General features: G+C 65.0%; 10 protein-coding genes. 4 read left to right on the forward strand and 6 right to left on the reverse strand.

Features of this window, described 5'->3' with window-relative positions:
- Positions 1–144: 144 nt before the first annotated feature.
- Both P2869_RS29260 and P2869_RS29265 read left to right on the forward strand, forming a co-directional pair.
- Positions 145–3,582: an ATP-binding protein gene (locus tag P2869_RS29260; RefSeq protein ID WP_277598791.1), complete on the forward strand. Its 3,438-nt coding sequence runs from the start codon at positions 145–147 to the stop codon at positions 3,580–3,582.
- Positions 3,545–4,555, forward strand: a complete 1,011-nt coding sequence (locus P2869_RS29265) for a response regulator transcription factor (protein WP_277598792.1) — start codon at positions 3,545–3,547, stop codon at positions 4,553–4,555. The genes P2869_RS29260 and P2869_RS29265 overlap by 38 nt, the downstream gene beginning before the upstream one ends.
- Before the next feature lie 32 nt (positions 4,556–4,587).
- Here the strand turns inward: P2869_RS29265 and P2869_RS29270 are convergent, their stop codons facing one another.
- A complete protein-coding gene (locus P2869_RS29270) occupies positions 4,588–6,009 on the reverse strand; it encodes an MFS transporter (protein WP_277598793.1) in 1,422 nt (473 codons plus the stop codon).
- A 123-nt stretch (positions 6,010–6,132) separates the two neighbouring features.
- Between P2869_RS29270 and P2869_RS29275 the strand changes: the two genes are divergently transcribed.
- On the forward strand, positions 6,133–7,071 hold the full coding sequence (locus P2869_RS29275) for a LysR family transcriptional regulator (protein WP_126879018.1): 939 nt from the start codon (positions 6,133–6,135) through the stop codon (positions 7,069–7,071).
- A gap of 15 nt (positions 7,072–7,086) precedes the next feature.
- On the opposite strand, the gene P2869_RS29280 is transcribed toward P2869_RS29275, so the two are convergent.
- The 5 genes from P2869_RS29280 to P2869_RS29300 all read right to left on the reverse strand — a co-directional run bounded on the left by P2869_RS29280 (position 7,087) and on the right by P2869_RS29300 (position 13,595).
- Positions 7,087–8,385, reverse strand: coding sequence for an L-fuconate dehydratase (locus tag P2869_RS29280; RefSeq protein ID WP_277598794.1), 1,299 nt, complete (start codon positions 8,383–8,385; stop codon positions 7,087–7,089).
- A gap of 137 nt (positions 8,386–8,522) precedes the next feature.
- Positions 8,523–9,470 (reverse strand): ABC transporter substrate-binding protein, encoded by a 948-nt coding sequence (locus tag P2869_RS29285; protein ID WP_277598795.1) that lies wholly within the window; start codon positions 9,468–9,470, stop codon positions 8,523–8,525.
- A gap of 106 nt (positions 9,471–9,576) precedes the next feature.
- Positions 9,577–10,611: an ABC transporter permease gene (locus P2869_RS29290; protein ID WP_017774831.1), complete on the reverse strand. Its 1,035-nt coding sequence runs from the start codon at positions 10,609–10,611 to the stop codon at positions 9,577–9,579.
- A 30-nt stretch (positions 10,612–10,641) separates the two neighbouring features.
- A complete protein-coding gene (locus P2869_RS29295) occupies positions 10,642–12,153 on the reverse strand; it encodes a sugar ABC transporter ATP-binding protein (RefSeq protein ID WP_277598796.1) in 1,512 nt (503 codons plus the stop codon).
- Between the two features lie 179 nt (positions 12,154–12,332).
- Positions 12,333–13,595 carry an MFS transporter gene (locus tag P2869_RS29300; protein WP_017774829.1) on the reverse strand — a complete coding sequence of 421 codons (1,263 nt, stop codon included), beginning with the start codon at positions 13,593–13,595 and terminating at the stop codon, positions 12,333–12,335.
- Positions 13,596–13,878: 283 nt separating this feature from the next.
- Here P2869_RS29300 and P2869_RS29305 point away from each other — a divergent pair, with 283 nt between their 5' ends.
- The gene (locus tag P2869_RS29305) at positions 13,879–15,585 is read left to right on the forward strand and encodes a hypothetical protein (protein WP_277598797.1); all 1,707 of its coding nucleotides are present in this window, start codon (positions 13,879–13,881) and stop codon (positions 15,583–15,585) included.
- The last annotated feature ends 78 nt before the right edge of the window (positions 15,586–15,663 follow it).

Raw genomic sequence — 15,663 nt, forward strand, 5'->3', positions numbered from 1 at the left:
AATGTAGGAAGCCAAATTGACGATCGAAATACGTCGATTGACGTATTCCCGGCTATCGCACTGGAATGTAACTTGCTCCGGGCATGGCTCCCGCCGCTTGCCGGCCCATGCGGCACCTGTGGGGCACCAATCCGGATCATCCTCATGTCCCAGATGCACCCGATGCACCAGAGTTCAGTACGCCCGCCCGGCACGCAGCGCATCGTCAAGGTTCGGCGCGACTACAACGCGTGGGTCGGCGACGAAACGCTCGAAGACTACGCGCTACGCTTCACGCCGCGTTCGTTCCGCCGCTGGTCGGAACTGCGCGTCGCGAATACGGCGATTGGCGCGGTGTCGTTTCTCGTGCTCGAAGCGATAGGCGGCAGCCTCGTCATCAACTACGGGTTCACCAACGCGTTCTGGGCCATCGCCGCCGTCTCGGTGCTGATCTATCTGACGAGCCTGCCCATCAGCTATTACGCGGCGCGCTACGGCGTGGACATGGACCTGCTCACGCGCGGCGCGGGCTTCGGCTATATCGGCTCCACGGTGACGTCGCTGTTCTACGCGATCTTCACGTTTATTTTTTTCGCGCTCGAAGCCGCGATCATGGCGCTCGCGCTGCAGCTGTACTTGCATATCTCGCTTGCCATCGCGTATGTGCTGAGTTCGCTCGTCGTGATTCCGATCGTGATGTTCGGCATCACGCTCATCAACCGTCTGCAAAGCTGGACCCAGCCGCTCTGGCTCGTGCTGTTCGTGCTGCCCTACGCCGCGGTGCTGTGGCACCACCCGGGTCTCGTCGCCGAATGGACCACCTTCGCGGGCTTTGCTCCGCAAGGCCGCGCGTTCAGCCTCATCGCGTTCGGCCAGGCCGCAACCGTGGTGTTCGCGTTGATCGTGCAGGTGGGGGAACAGGTGGACTACCTGCGCTTCCTGCCGCCGCTTACCGAAAAGAACCGCACGCGCTGGTGGCTCGCGCTGCTTTCCGCAGGGCCCGGCTGGATCGTGCCCGGCGCGCTCAAGATGCTGGGCGGCGCCTTTCTCGCGTTCGTCGCGATCCAGTACGAAGTCGATATCGCGCACGCCGCGCAGCCTACGCAGATGTATCTGGTGGCCTATCACCAGTTGCTCGACCGCATGGGCCTCGCCAACTGGGCGCTGCCGGCCATGACGTTGTTCGTCATCGTTTCGCAGTTGAAGATCAACGTGACGAACGCGTATGCCGGCTCGCTCGCGTGGTCGAACTTCTTTGCGCGCCTCACGCACAGTCACCCTGGGCGCGTGGTGTGGCTCGTCTTCAACGTCATGATTGCGCTGCTGCTCGTCGAAATGGGCGTGTTCGACGCTATCGGCAAAGTGCTCTCGCTGTACGCCAACGTGGCGATCGCCTGGATAGGCGCGCTGTTCGCCGATCTCGTCATCAACAAGCCGCTCGGCTACAGCCCGCGCTACATCGAGTTCAAGCGCGCGCATCTCTACGACGTCAACCCGGTTGGCGTAGGCGCCATGCTGATTGCCGCGGCCGTCGGCATGCTGGCCCACGGCGGCGCGCTTGGCGCGCTGGGCGAAGCCATGTCGTCGTTCATCGCGTTCGGCGTAGCGTTTGTCTGTGCGCCGGTACTCGCCATCGCCACGCGCGGACGCTATTACCTCGCGCGCGCCGCGCAGCCCACGGGCGACGCCACGTCGTTGCGCTGCGCGATCTGCGAAAACACCTTCGAGCCCGACGACACCGCGTATTGCCCCGCTTACGGCGGCACCATCTGCTCGCTCTGCTGTTCGCTCGACTCGCGCTGCCACGACCGCTGCAAGCCGCATGCGCGCCTTGCCACGCAGGTCGATCTCGCCCTGCACCGCGTATTTCCGCGTGCACGGCTCGGGCCGGCTGCAATGCGGCTCATCCACTACGCGAGCCTCGTGCTCGCGATGCTCACGGTGCTGGCCAGCGTGCTCTATCTGATCTGGTCGCAAAGCATCACGTCGCTCGCCGCTGCCGATTCACCTGCGGGGCAAGCCATTGCAGGCAGTTTCCTCAAGATCTTCTTCGCGCTTTCGCTCGTGGGCTGCATCGCGGCCTGGTGGTTTGTGCTGGAGCGCGAAAGCCGTCGCGTCACGCAGGAAGAATCGCAACGGCAAAACGAACTCTTGATGCAGGAAATCGACGCGCACCAGAAGACCGATGCCGCACTGAAGCGCGCCACGGCCGCCGCCGAATCCGCAAACCAGGCGAAGAGCCGCTATGTCTCCGGCCTCAGTCACGAACTGCGCACGCCGCTCAACAGCATCCTCGGCTACGCGCAATTGCTGCTGCAGGCGAAAGACGAACTCTCGCCGTTGCGCTACAACGCCGTGCGCACGATTCACCGCAGCGGCGAGCACCTGCTTGCGCTGGTGGACGGGTTGCTCGACGTGGCGCGCATCGAGGCTGGCAAGCTGCAACTGAACATCGCGAAAGTGCCGCTTGCCGACTTCGTTGCGCACGTCACGTCCATGCTGCGCCCGCAGGCGCTGGAAAAAGCGTTGTCGTTCGAGGTGCAGACCATCGGGCGGCTACCTGCCACCGTGAAGTCCGACCAGAAGTGCATGGGGCAGATCCTCACCAATCTGATCGGCAATGCCATTCGCTTCACGTCTGCGGGCACCGTCACGCTGCGCGTGAGCCACGCGCTCGATACGCTGAAATTCGAAGTGGTCGACACCGGCCCCGGCATTCCCGCCGCCGAAATGGAACGGCTCTTTCTGCCGTTCGAACGCGGCGAAGCGGCGCACGCGCACGATCACGGCGCAGGGCTCGGCCTCACGATCTGCCGCCTGCTGACCCATGCGCTGGGCGGCAGCCTCGAAGTAGAAAGCGAGGTGGGCCGCGGCACGCGCTTCGTAGTGAAGCTGTTCGCGCCCGCCGTGCACAGCGCTGCAGACGCGCGCACCGAACTCGCGGCCATTCAGGGCTATGCGGGCGCACGCCGCACGATTCTCGTGGTGGACGACCTGGCGGACCAGCGCGGCATCGTCGCGCAGTTGCTCACGCCGCTCGGCTTCGACGTGGCCGAAGCAGCAAGCGGGCCCGAGGCGCTGCGCTGGCTCGGCACGCACACGGCGGACGCCATCATCATGGACATCTCGATGCCGCTCATGGACGGCTACGAGACGAGCCGGCTCATCGGCGAAAACCAGTTGTCGAGCGCGCCTATCGTGCTGCTCTCGGCCAACGCATTCGCCGACGACCGCGAACGCGCCAGCGCCACCGGTTGTGCCGGCTATCTCGTGAAGCCGTTGCAGGTGAACGTGCTGCTCGACAAACTCGCGCAACTGCTCGCAATCGAATGGATCGCCTCGCCTGTGCCAGCCCTCGCCGACGCCGCGGGCCCCGTCCGCACCGAGTCACGGGTCGCGCTGCCCGAGCCGGTTCTGCAACGCATACGCGCGCACCTCGATGTGGGCTACGTACAAGGCGTGGTCGAACAGCTCGACGCGGCACGTGCCGCTTACCCTGCCTTGCACGCGCAGGTTGACGCCCTGCGCGCACTGGCGGAGCGCTTTCAGCTAAGGGATCTAGAGAATGAACTCGACAGACTGCCCGGCAGCCGCACTGCATGACGTGAGCGATGTTCGCGCCGACGTGGGTGATCCGCCCGCGTGGCTCGGCAACCGTCCCGTCGTGCTGATCGTGGACGACACGCCCGACAACCTGGCATTCCTCTCCGATACGTTGCAGGCGCACGGCTATGCGGTGCTCGTCGCGCTGAGCGGCGAGGCGGCATTGAAGTGCCTCGCGCGCGTGACGCCCGACGTCGTACTGCTCGACGCGATGATGCCCAGCATGGACGGCTTCGAAACCTGCATCCGCATGAAGCAGGACAGCCGGCACGAGCATCTGCCCGTGATCTTCATGACGGCGTTGACCGAGAGCGAGCACGTGGTGCGCGGCTTTCGCGTGGGCGGCATCGACTACGTCACGAAGCCGGTGCGGCCCGAGGAGGTCTGCGCGCGCATCGGCGCGCACGTGCGACGCTCGCGCGCGCAGCTCTATGCGAATGCGGCGCTTTCGCTGGAAACGCGCGCGGCGCTGGTCGTCGCGGCAGACGGCACGATTCGCTGGCAGAGCCCGCTGGCCGCGCGCCAGATCGAAGCCTATCGCGCGCGCGACGGGCAACCGTCCGGCGAGGCCGTCGCGCAGCCGCGATTGCCGCCCACACTGCGCGGCTGGTTCGCAGACTGGCTCGCGCGCGGGTGCCCCACCAAGGCCGTGCACGAATTCACGGAGGGCGACGTGCGGCGCTCGGCAACCGTCGCGCCCGCGCCCGAGCAGGGCGAATGGATCGTCATCCTGACTGAAGTGGACGACGCCGCGCACCGCGACGCGCTCGTCTCACGCTTCGGGCTGACGGCGCGCGAGGCCGAGGTGCTGCTATGGGTGTCGCGAGGCAAGACCAATCGCGACATTGGCGACATTCTGGGCATGGCGGCCCGCACGGTGAACAAGCACCTCGAACATCTGTTCCGCAAGCTGCATGTGGAAACGCGTGCGGCTGCGGCGGCGCTGGTGGTGAAGACACTGGACCGGTCGTAGCGTCGGGTCGCAACCGTGGGCCTGCCGTCGTCCTAATCCACGCTGCGAATTGCCCGCGTGGCGCACGCGCCTGCGCGGGCCGTTGGCCGCGATACCCCCAACGCCACCGCGGCAATCGCCGCAGTGAATAGCGTCACCCCTGCCGCAAGCACCACCGCAACGTGCAATCCACCTACCCACTCGCGCGCCGCCACGCCGGTCAGCGAGCCGAACACGCCCACGCCCAGCACGCCGCCAATCTGACGCGCGGTGTTCAACACGCCGGACGCAATGCCGAACGAAGATGCACCCACATGCGCCAACACCGCCGTGTTGATGGACGGCACGGCGAGTGCCACGCCCACGCCCACCGCAAGCAACGGCAGCGAGACAACGAGCGTGCCGCTATCCGCGTGAACGAACACGAGCGACCCATACCCTGCTGCCGCCAGCACCTGCCCCGCGATCATCGGAAGCCGATATCCAAAGCGCGCGGTGAGTGCGCCCGAGGCGATGTTCGCGACCGTGACGACCGCGGTCATCGGCAGGAACGCGAGGCCCGTTTCGAGTGGCGTGTCGTTGCGCACGTTCTGGAAAAACAGGCTCATGGCGAACATGAGCCCGTAGTAACCGAAGTTCAGCGAGAGACCGGTCAGCGCGCTCACGTTGACGGCGGCATGGCGAAAGAGCGCGAGCGGCAGCAGCGGTTGCGCCTGCCGCGCTTCCACGATCACAAAGAGCACGCCCATGGCGAGCGAACAGATGAGCCCCGTCATGACGGTGAAGCTCGTCCATCCCAGCCTGCCGCTTTCCACGACGGCATACGTGAGTGCCGCGAGCGTCACGACCGCGAGCGTCTGCCCCAACAGATCGATGCGGCGCGCAGCCTGGCGAACGGTATCCGGCGCATGGGCCAGGGTGAGCCAGATACCGGCCACGCCAACCGGCACGTTGATCAGGAAGATGGCCTGCCAGCCGAAACGGTCCACCAGCACGCCGCCCACCAGCGGCCCCGCGCCCAGCGCGAGCGCCGCCGTGCCGGCCCAGATGCTCACGGCCTTGGCGCGCGCCTGCGCCTCGGGAAACGCAGCGCCCAGCAACGCCAGCGACGACGGCACGCACAACGCCGCGCCCACGCCCTGCAACACGCGCGAGACGACGAGCATCGCCGCGCCAGACGACAAACCGCATCCCACGGACGCACACGTGAACACCGCAAAGCCGCTCACGAACACGCGCCGCGCGCCGAGCCGGTCGGCCAGCGCGCCGGCACTGAGCAGAAGACTCGCAAACGCGAGGGTATAAGCGTTGACGACCCATTCGAGCGCGGTCGCATCGATGGCAAGGCTCTCGCGAATGCGCGCAAGCGCGACGTTCACGACCGTCACGTCGAGACAGATGATGACGAAGCCGAGGCTCGTCGCGAGCAAGGCGAGCCGTGGTGACGGGTTGAACGAGTTGAGATCGCTATGCATCGTGGTCTGCGCAAAAAACGATGCGGACCGGGCGATCCGCTCATCGTGCACGGCCACTCTATTCCCGTAGTGCGGCTGGATAAACGCAGGGCAGCTTGCAACAGAACCCACTAATATTGGGCAATGGACCTTCTCAAAGCGATGACCGTCTTCGTGCGCGTGGTCGAAACCGGCAGCCTCACGGGGGCTGCGGTGGCCTGCGATCTGTCGCCGACCATGGTCGGCAATCATCTTCAGGCGCTGGAGGCGCGGCTCGGCACGCGCCTGATTCACCGCACCACGCGCAAGCAGCAGGTGAGCGCGTTCGGCCAGGCGTATTACGAGCGGTGCGTCGAAATTCTGGGACTCGTGGACGACTCGGAACGCCTTGCGCTCGACCATCTCGCGACGCCGCGCGGACGCCTGCGCGTGACGGCGCCCGTGGTCTTCAGCAACGAATGCCTGATTCCCGCCATGGCGGACTATTGCAGCCGCTATCCCGAAGTGAAGCTGGATATCGTGGCCACAGACGCGCTTTCGGACCTGATCGACGATGGTTTCGAAGCGGCCATTCGCATCGGCACGCTGCGCAATCCCGATGTGGTGGCGCGTCCTCTCGCCTCATATCGGCTGGTGCTTTGCGCATCGCCCGCCTATCTCGAAGCGAATGGCGCGCCTTCCACGCCTGAGTTGCTGGCCTCGCATCAGTGTCTGACCTACGCGTTCCCGCCGCGCTCGGAATGGCACGCCACCCAGCCCGAATGGATCTTTCACGGACCAGACGGGCAGGTGAGCGTGGCCATCGACGGCAAGCTCAGGATCGACAACGCCGAGGCGTTGCGCCGCGCCGTGCTGGGCGGCCTCGGCATCGCCATGCTGCCCAGCATTCTGGTGGGCGACGATATCCGCGCAAAGCGCATGGTCGAAGTGCTGCCGGCCTTTCCGGCGCCTGAAAGGCCGCTCAATCTGCTGTATTTGCGCGAGCGGCAGACGTCGCCGAAGCTCCGCAGTTTTATCGATTTCGTGGTGGAGCGGTTTGGTGCCGGCAGCCCGGCGGATTCAAGCGGCCGTTCAAGCAGGTAAGCCCGGCAACACCGCTCACGCCTGCCACACAGGCCCATCCGGAAACCGATGCCGCTCGAGCGACGCCGCGTGCATCTCGATGCCGTAGCCTGGCTTCTGCGGCGGCACATAACGGCCATTACGGATCACCACCGGGTCGACAAAATGCTCGTGCAGATGGTCCACATATTCGAGCACGCGGTTTTCCAGCGACGCCGACACGCAGATGTAGTCGAAGAGCGATATGTGCTGCACGTACTCGCACAACCCCACGCCGCCCGCATGCGGACACACGGGCACGCCGTATTTCGCGGCCATGAGCAGCACGACGATCACTTCGTTCAGGCCACCCAGGCGGCAGCTGTCCACCTGGCAGAAATCGATGGCCTGTGCCTGCAGCAGTTGCTTGAACATCACGCGGTTATGGCAGTGCTCGCCGGTGGCCACGCCAATGGGCGCAATGCGCCGGCGAATGGCCGCGTGGCCGAGAATGTCGTCGGGGCTCGTGGGCTCTTCGATCCACCACGGGTCGAATTCGGCCAGGCGCCGCATGTTCGTCACGGCTTCATCGACGTCCCACACCTGGTTTGCGTCCATCATCAGCTTGCAGCGCTCGCCTATTTCTTCGCGCAGAATGCGCGCGCGCCGCACGTCTTCTTCGATATTGCCGCCCACCTTCTGCTTGAAGTGCGTCCAGCCCTGCGCAATGCCTTCGCGCGCAAGCCGCCGGATCTTGTCGTCGTCGTAGCCCAGCCACCCTGCGGACGTGGTGTACGCGGGGTAGCCGTGCGCGAGCATCTCCTGTTCGCGCTCGCCTTTCGTCGCGGCATGGCGATGCAAGAGCGCGATGGCCTCGTGCGGCGTGATCGCATCGGTCACGTAACGGAAGTCGAGGCAACGCACGAGTTCCTCGGGGCGCATGTCGACCAGCAGCTTCCACACGGGCTTGCCTTCGGCCTTCGCCCACAGGTCCCACACCGCATTCACCACGGCCGCTGTGGCCAGATGAATGGCGCCCTTGTCCGGGCCGATCCATCGCAACTGGCTGTCCGAAGTGAACTCGCGCCAGAACGCGCCCATGTTCGCCGCAATCTGTTCGAGCGACTTGCCGACAATCAACGGCGCCAGCGCCTGCACGGCACTGACGCAGATTTCGTTGCCGCGCCCGATCGTGAAGGTAAGTCCGTGCCCTGTGAAGCCTTGCGTCGAATCGGTTTCGAGCATGACGTAAGCGGCCGAATAGTCGGGCGCTGCGTTCATCGCGTCGGAGCCGTCGAGCGAGCGCGAAGTCGGAAAGCGGATGTCCCGCACGGACAGCCGTGTAATCGTCGTCATCTGGGCATTCTCCGCAACAACCGTAGTAGTCGATCAGCCGCAAGCCGCCGCACGGGGCGGATGCGGATGGCGTGCCATTCGAAGGAAAGGAAGGGCGAGCCGCCCTTCCTCTCGTGCCGCCTGTTCAGCGAAGGCGATCAGTCGTAGAGCACAGCGGCGATCTTCGGGTCGCTCATGTTGCTCTTGTCGTACCAGTAGAAGCCGGTGTCCACCTTCTTCGGCAGCTTCTCGCCCTTCAGCGCCTTCACGGCGGAGTCCACCACGCATTTGCCGATCCCGACCGGGTTCTGCGTAATGGCGCCCGCCATGAGCCCCGAGTTGATGTCGTCCTTCTGCTCCTTACCCGAGTCGTAGCCGATCAGCACGAGCTTCTTGCCCGACTCTTTCACGCCAATGGCCGCGCCCTCCGCCGACCCTTCGTTGGCACCGAAGATGCCCTTGAGATTCGGATGCGATTCGATCATGGCCTTGGCGATTTCCGCGGACTTCAAGTGGTCGCCGCCGCCGTACTGCACCGAAACGATCTTCACGTTCGGGTGCTTCGCCTTCATCTCGTTGAGAAAGCCGTCGCGCCGGTCGATACCTGTGCGGCTCGTCTGGTCGTGCACGATCACGCCCACCTCACCGGCATTGCCGATCATCGCGGCCATTTTGTCGGCGGCGAGGCCTGCGGCCGCGAGGTTGTCCGTTGCGCAGGTGGTGAGCGGGATGTCGCTATCCACGCCCGAATCGAACGCGATCACGGGAATCTTCGATGCCTGGGCGCGCTTGAGCAGCGGAATCGCGGCCTTGCTGTCCAGCGCCGCAATGCCCAGCGCCTGGGGCTTCTTCGCAAGCGCGGCGGAGAGCATGTCGATCTGCTTGTCCACCATGGCCTCGGTTTCCGGGCCTTCGAACGTGATGCGCACGTTGTGCGCCTTCGCCGACTCTTCCGCGCCCGCTTTCACGGCCTGCCAGAACTGATGCTGGAAACCCTTCGAGATGAGCGGAATATAGGGCTCCTCCGCACGCGCCATGCCTGCTCCTGCAACGAGCACGCCGATCCCGGCCGCGACGCCGATCACTCTTCTTTTCGTTCTCAACATGGACATCTCCTCCTAAGGTGGACTATCAACCTCCAGCCGTATGTGGGCGCATTGAACCGCTCCCAATCTTCGAGTCTTTTCCTTGTTCAGATGAACGATGCGCGCGTCACCGTTTTCTGCGCCGCAGAATGTCGGCGTAGACCGCGAGAATGATGATGAGGCCCGTCACCACGATCTGCCATTCCTGCGCGACGGACATGATGCGCAGGCCGTTGGTCAGCACGCTCATGATGAACGCGCCGATGATGGTGCCGAGAATCGTGCCCGAGCCGCCGCTCAACGAGGTGCCGCCGATCACCACCGCCGCAATGGCTTCGAGTTCGTAGCCCTGCCCGAGCGCGGGCTGCGCCGAATTGAGACGCGAGGCAATGAGCAAACCGGCGATGCCGCAAATCGCGCCGCCCAGGCCGTAGATCGCGATCTTCCAGCGGTCCACGTTCACGCCCGAGAGGCGCACCGCTTCCTCGTTGCTGCCCAGTGCGAATGTATAGCGGCCAAGCGCCGTGCGATTGAGCGTGATGGAACTCACGATGGCGAGGAAGAACAGGATCAGCACCGCGTTCGGCACGGGCACGCTCGGCAGCAGATAACCGATCAGCGAGTCCTGCGAGATCATGTAGAAGTTTTCGGTGTCGTTGAAATAGATGGGCTTGTCCGACGAGATGACGAGCGACAGCCCCTTCAACAACAGCATCATGCCCAGCGTGGCGATGAACGGCGGAATCTTCATCTTCGCCGTGAGCGTGCCCGACACGGTGCCGCACAGTGCGCCCGTGCCGATGGCGGCCAGCACGCCGATCCACATCGGCAGATGCCAGTACGTGAGGAACACGCCGCAGATCACGGCCGTGAACGTCATCAAGGTGCCCACGGAAAGATCGATGCCGCCCGTGATGATGACGAACGTGGAGGCAATGGCGAGCACGCCGTTCACCGCTGTGGCCTGCAGAATGCCGAGGATGTTGTCCATCTGCATGAAGGCCGGCGACGCGAAGCTGAAGAACAGCAGCAGCAGGATCAGGCTTGCGAACGCGAGCATCTTCTGCAGCGCCGCGGGCGCGAAGATACGCGCCCTGAGCGCCTTCAGCCCCGCTGGCCGCCGCTCGTCGCCCAGCGCTGAACTTTCCGTAGGCACTGTCATGTCATGGACCTCTCATGAAGTTCTTTTTGCTTACGCCGCTTTCAACGTTTCGCGCTGGGTGGCGAGCTGCATGATGCGCTCCTGCGTTGCTTCATTCGCGGAGAGTTCGCCGGTAATGCGGCCCTCGCACATCACGACGATGCGGTTGCTCATACGCAGAATCTCGGGCAACTCCGACGAGATCATCACGATCGCTTTGCCCTGCGCTGCCAGCGCACGCAGCAGTTTGTAGATCTCGGTCTTCGCGCCCACGTCGATGCCGCGCGTCGGTTCGTCGAAGAACAGCACGTCGCAGTCGCGCTCCAGCCATTTCGCAATGACCACCTTCTGCTGGTTGCCGCCCGAAAGCAGCCGCACTTCCTGCGCGGCCGAAGGCGTACGAATGGCGAGCAGGCGGATGAAATGCGATGCGGTCTTGCGTATCTGCGCGCGGCGCAGGAAGAAGCCGAACACAAGGAACTTGCGCAGGTTCGACATCACGATGTTCGATTCGACGTCCATGCCGGTGGCGAGCCCGAAGCGCTTGCGGTCTTCGGAGAGGTAACCGATGCCGTGGCGCACGGCGTCGCTGGGCCGCCTGATGGTAGCCTTCGCACCTTTCACCACGATCTCGCCGGACTCTATCGGGTCGGCGCCGAACACCGCGCGCGCCACTTCGGTACGGCCCGCGCCCATCAAACCGGCGAAGCCCAGTATCTCGCCCTTATGCAGCGTGAAGCTCACGTCTTTCACGAGCGGGCCGGCATTCAGCCGTTTCACCTCGAGCGCCACCTGGCCCTTGCTGGCCGCGCTGTCGGGCGGCTCCACGTCGGTCAGCGTGCGGCCCACCATCATGCCGATGATCGTTTCCACGCTCGTTTGCTGCGCGCTCACGGTCGCCACATATTCGCCGTCGCGCATTACCGTGACGCGGTCGGCAATCTGCTTCAGTTCATCCATCTTGTGGGAAATGTAGATCACGCCCACGCCGCGGCTCTTCAACTGGCGAATGATGCGAAAGAGTTCGGCAATCTCGGCGTCGTTGAGCGCCGAGGTGGGTTCGTCCATGATGAGCACGCGCGAATCGAACGACAGCGCCTTCGCAATTTCCACCATCTGCTGCTTCGCGACCGTGAGCGTGTCGACAATGGCGCGCGGATCGATCTTCACGTGCATGCGCGCGAGAATTTCGCGTGCCTGCGCATTGAGCCGGTCTTCGTCGAGGAACAGGCCGAAACCCTTGCGCGGCTCGCGGCCAATGAACATGTTCTGCGCGACGGTGAGGTGATTCATCAGTTGGAGTTCCTGATGAATGATGCCGATGCCGAGCGCCTGCGCTTCGCGCGGACTTTGAAAGTGGACGGGCTGGCCGTCGTAGAGCATGTCGCCGCTGTCGCGCGTATAAACGCCCGCGAGAATCTTCATGAGCGTCGATTTGCCCGCGCCGTTCTCGCCCATCAGCGCGTGCACCTCGCCGGCCATGAGTTCGAACTGCACTTCATGAAGCGCCCTCACGCCGGGAAAACTCTTGCTGAGCTTCGTAACGGAGATGAGCGGGATCATGGCGCGTATGAGGCTCCCCCAAGGCAATGTGCAGCGATTCTACGACGCGGTATGGCAGCGGCTCAAGCTGCGGGAATCCTTGATAGGACGGCATAGCGCGCGAAAATCCAGGCCATTGGAAATGGCGTGGCGGCCGGCCGCTGCGCGGGTCGTGCAAGTCGTTGTGCAACGCCGCAGCGCTATGCAAACTGCGCCGACCGCTCGCGGTCCGGCAGCGGCGGAAACACGAGTGCAATAGCCACAGCCCCCAGCCCCACCAGCGACGAGCCGAGATAAAGCCACGTGTAGCGCCCGGAGAGGTCGAAGATCCAGCCGCCCACCACCGGCCCCAGCGCCATGCCGATGCTCGAGAGCAGCGTCGCCGCGCCCAGCACCGTCCCGATGATTCGCGTTCCGAAGTACTCGCGTGCAAGCACCGCGTAAAGCGGCATGACACCGCCGTAAGCCGCACCGAAAATCAGCGCGAGCGCATAGAACGATTCCAGCCGGCGCGCGAACAGATAACCGCTGATCACCACGGCCTGCACGAGCAGCCCAGCCACGAGCACAGGCTTCACGCCGAAGCGGTCCGCGAGCACACCGAGCAACAGGCGGCCGCCAAGACCTGCCAGCCCCTCCACGCTGTAGATGCTCACCGCCGCCATCGGCGTGATGCCGCAGAGCATGGCGTAGCTCACCATGTGGAAGATGGGACCCGAATGCGCGGCACAGCAGGCGAAGTAGGTCAGACCCAGTGCGAGGAACTGGCGTGTGCGTAGTGCGTCGACGCCGCGCATGCCTTCGGCCTCGGCGAGCGGCACGCCTGCCGTGGCGCTCGCAGCGGGCACGGCAGGCGGACGGCGCACCAGCAGCGCCGCCGGCAACAACGTCACCCACGCGAGCACGCCGATCAGCAACATGGCCGTGCGCCAGTCGTAGGCCGACACCAGCCAGCGGGCAAGCGGCGAAATGGTCATCGGCGCCACGCCCATGCCGGCGGATACGAGCGAGACCGCGAGGCTGCGCTGCCGGTCGAACCACGCCGCGGTGGCGGCCATCATCGGCGCGAAGAACGCGCTCGCGGCCATGCCGACCAGCACGCCGTAAGCCAGTTGAAACTGCATGAGCGACTGGGCACGGCTGGCGAGCGTGAGCGCCAGTCCCAGCAATCCCGCGCCCGCCAGCACCACGGGCCGCGCGCCGAGCCGGTCGCTGAGCGCGCCCCAGCCGAAACCGCTTACGCCCATCACGAGGAAGTTGAGCGTCATGCCGCTCGAAATGCCGGCGCGCGACCAGCCCGTGTCGGCGGTGATGGGCGCGAGAAAGATGGCGAGCGAGAACATCGCGCCAATCGCGACGCAGGTCATGACGGCGCCGGCGATCACGATGGTCCAGCGGTAGCGCCGGGGATCGGGGTTGGAGCCGGTCGCGCTGGAAACCGGTTGCTCGTTTTGCTGCGGCATGGGGCCTCCCTTGGGTCGGGTGCGGGTCGGGTGCGGGTCGGATGTTCGTCGGGTACTCGTCAGGTTCGCATCGGTTTCTTACGACGACGAATGGGGCGAACGGGAATCGACAGCAGCGGCGCAGAAAACCTTGTGCGAAATGAACGGCAACTTGCCGGAAATGCGCGTGGCCTTGTATCGCGCAGTAGCGATAGCTGCCTCGCGATCTTTATTCGTCCCACTAATTGAAGTTCTAAAAAAGGGTGCCGTTACCCAGGGTATCCATAACAAGGAGGATGACTCCATGATCAAGACCCTGCAGTGCGCAGGCTTACGCAATCGTTTGCGTTTTCAATCGCCGTCTGGCGACATTGCTCGACGCCTGATCTGGCTGCCCGTCGCGGCATCCATGGCCGTGCTTGCCGCCTGCGGCGGCGGTGGCGGTGGCGGCAGCAGCAGCGGAACGACCGCGTCGAACCCCACGCCCGTTGCAGCGGCGGCGCTGAGCGGCGCGGCCATCGACAGCCCGATTGCGAACGCGCGCATCGTCTTTACGTCCGGCGCGCCGCAAGGCGACTCGGGCGCAACCGTCATCGGCACCGTGACGGCAGGCGCCGACGGCACATTCACGGGCAGCGTGAACGTGCCCTCCACCGCCGCGCCCATCTTCGCGAACGCGACCGATCCGAATCAAACCTCGCTCGTGCTCTCCAGCTACCTGGGCTCCGGCGCCACTATCGTGGCAGCCGGCAAGCTCAGCGCGAACGAGTTGCCCGACCTCGACATCACGCCCGTCACCACGTCCGCGCTCGCCGTCTACGCGCAGGTGAACGGCGGCTCGTACGCGGCCTTGACGCACAGCAGCTATCGCACGACGCTGCGCACCTATCGCGGCGACATTCTCGTCATTGCATCGGCGATCAAGGCCGTGGGGGACAATCTCTGCACCCCGTCCACCACGATCACCTCGACAACGAACCTTGCCGCTGCCATCGCCGCGGCGTCGAACCTGACCTCAGGCAATTCGACGACGCTCGCCTCGGCCGCCGCCGCACTCGGCGGCAATTGCACGACAGCGCTCACCACGCTTCAGCAAGCCATCAGCTCCGACGACGTGTTCGGCCCGCAACTCTCCACGGGCGACGCCGTGGAAGCGGCCTCATCCGTGGTGCCGGCCGGCGCGTATCAGCTTCAGGCGCTCGTGGCCGAAACCGGACTTGGCACAAAGCTGACAGCGGCCAGCATCACGAGCGCACCCACGAACGTCACGCCGGCAGCGGTTTTCGCCGACACCGCGCTCACGGTTGCAAGCGACGGCACCATCACCTCCACCGACGGCAACGTGAAGGGCAGCATTCGCGGCAGCCTCATCAAGCTGACCATCACGAACGGCACGCAGACCTGGCAACTGGCCGGCAAGCTGGGCACCGTGTCGAGCGCGCTCGTAACGGGCGGCAGCGCGTTTTCGATGCAAGGCGGCGGCGTGAACACGGGGACCAACGTGTTGACGAACTTCTCGGCGGTGCTGGCCGCGAGCGGTGCCGCGCCCGTGTGGAACGGCGTGGCGGTCCCCACGGCGACGAGCAACAGCGCGGGCGTCACCTGCGCCGCAGGCCAGCCGGTTCGTTTGAGCGGCTTCGTACCTGGCGTAGGCGGCGGCATGCTGGGCGAATGCATCGTGCCGAGCGGGTCGGGATGGGCCATGTCGGCGCCCACATCGGTTCAGGGCGAGTTCGACTTCGACTTCGCAGCGAAGAACACGCCCACCGCGACGCCCACGCTCACAGCCGCCACCTGGACGCAGGCCAGCTCGGCGCCGTTCATTCTGACGAGCGCCTCGGCAAGCTTCGCGCTCAATACCGGCTCGGCCACGCCCGTGAGCGGCACGGCCTACTACGTGATGGGCACGCGAGCCATCGTCTTCGCGACGGCCACTGCCAACGGCATGTTCGTCACGTCGGATAACGCGCTCATGCAAGCTGAGGACTCCGGCGACAGCGCAGACCGCTAACGCCCTCTCCCGCCGTCCCTGCACGGCCGCACGCCGTGCAGGGACGTGTCGACTCGCGAGCGCAGGTCAGGCTCGCGC

The sequence above is a fragment of the Paraburkholderia sp. SUR17 genome (assembly GCF_029536165.1).
Taxonomy (GTDB): Bacteria; Pseudomonadota; Gammaproteobacteria; order Burkholderiales; family Burkholderiaceae; genus Paraburkholderia; species Paraburkholderia kururiensis.